This window comes from Arsenophonus sp. ENCA (genome assembly GCF_002287155.1).
In the GTDB taxonomy this organism is placed as follows: Bacteria; Pseudomonadota; Gammaproteobacteria; order Enterobacterales; family Enterobacteriaceae; genus Arsenophonus; species Arsenophonus nilaparvatae.
In genome coordinates, this window is sequence record NZ_NHNG01000103.1 from 1 (window position 1) to 1,431 (window position 1,431).

General features: G+C 41.2%; 4 protein-coding genes. 3 read left to right on the forward strand and 1 reads right to left on the reverse strand.

Annotated elements, in window-relative coordinates; translation table 11 throughout:
• The 3 genes from CBG25_RS03030 to CBG25_RS03040 form a co-directional block, all read left to right on the forward strand.
• On the forward strand, positions 1-263 hold a 263-nt coding region (locus CBG25_RS03030), incomplete at its 5' end, for a transposase (protein ID WP_290603799.1).
• A gap of 150 nt (positions 264-413) precedes the next feature.
• Positions 414-719 carry a transposase gene (locus CBG25_RS03035; protein WP_290604435.1) on the forward strand — a complete coding sequence of 102 codons (306 nt, stop codon included), beginning with the start codon at positions 414-416 and terminating at the stop codon, positions 717-719.
• Between the two features lie 158 nt (positions 720-877).
• Positions 878-1,144 (forward strand): hypothetical protein, encoded by a 267-nt coding sequence (locus CBG25_RS03040; protein WP_290604436.1) that lies wholly within the window; start codon positions 878-880, stop codon positions 1,142-1,144.
• Here CBG25_RS03040 and CBG25_RS03045 read toward each other — a convergent pair.
• On the reverse strand, positions 1,141-1,431 hold a 291-nt coding region (locus tag CBG25_RS03045; protein ID WP_290603789.1), incomplete at its 5' end, for a transposase. The genes CBG25_RS03040 and CBG25_RS03045 overlap by 4 nt on opposite strands.

The window sequence follows — 1,431 nt, forward strand, 5'->3', positions numbered from 1 at the left end:
AGGCAAACGGCTATAGGAGCCAGATTCAGCGTAAAGGCCATCGAAACAAACCGTTGTCCAAGACTCAGCAAGGGCGAAACCACAGGATTGCAAAGACTAGGGCACGGGTTGAACATGCATTTGCGGCGATGGAACAAATGGGTAGAAAACTGATCCGCACCATTGGACAGGTGCGCGCTAATTTTGCCATGACGATGATGGCAGCATGTTACAACCTAAAGCGGTTGGCGTACTTCCAGAGCGCGTGCATCGTGGCTTTCTGACGCCCAGAATGGGTCAAATGGCCCTAGCCAGGGCAATGTGCGATAGAATCAGTAACGTGATAATCAAAAAAAATCTAATTATTTAGAATGAAAGCCAAGGGTTAATTGAAAATCTTGAGTTTTTCGAGGTGCCCAATAGCGTGACAAAAAATGCAAGTCTCTATTCAGCAACTAGTTTTCAGTCTCGGAAAAAACGAAGAAGGTAAGGATTACTGGCATGTCCATTTTGCTAAACCGACAAAAAATGCGTGGCGGACTGCAAAATATCTGGGACGCTATTTGAAAAAGCCACCGGTATCAGGTTGCCGTTTGGCCCACTATGACGGCGGATCCCGTATAACTCTACGTTTTCTTAACCATCGCACACATCATCATGAAAATTTAGAATTACCACAACGTGAGTTAATTTTACGACTGCACGAGTTTCGCACCAATAAAAAAACGCTCTATTTTTAAGTTTAATTCAGCATGATATATAAATAGTCAAAACCTTATAAATCAAATACAACTTATTGTAATTTAAGAAAATTTATGTTTTTTAGTAACTTGCAGATTAATCATTGCTTTTAAGCCATTTTTAGAATTTTATATGCCTGTGCGAAACTCGTGTACGTTTGAAGCATGGTGTTTCTGTCAGCAAGAATACGCTTTATCGCTATATCAAGAGAGACCGACTGGCAGGAGGGAAACTCTATCTCCAGCTTCCTCATCGCGGGAAACATTATCGCTATGATAAGGGTGAATCCAAGCGTAGCCCTATTCCTGATAGAGTGGGTATTGAAGAGAGACCCGCTGAGGCTGATCTTAAGCAACAACCCGGTCATTTTGAAATTGATACTATATTTGGTAAAGATCAGAACACGAGTTTCGCACAAAACTAATTTGGGTACGCTAATAAAACACGGATGTGCTCAGCAATAGCATTTTTGATTACGTCCCAATTTTGTTGATAAAGGGTTATTTTTTCAGATATACGACGTTTATGTTGTTCAAACCACGCAGAAATAGCGAGAAAAATATGATTTCTTTGCGCTCGGCTCGTGCGAGCCTGACAGCGTTCAATACCACAATTTTGTTTAACTTCTCGATGATAAACTTCAACAGACCAACGGGCATCCATGATAGATTTGACGTATTCACGGGTGGGATTCTCTTTGTTTGTTACTAT

Coding starts and splice junctions, on each gene's coding strand:
- CBG25_RS03035 (WP_290604435.1), top strand. CDS start 414: ATGCAAGTCTCTATTCAGCAACTAGTTTTCAGTCTCGGAAAAAACGAA.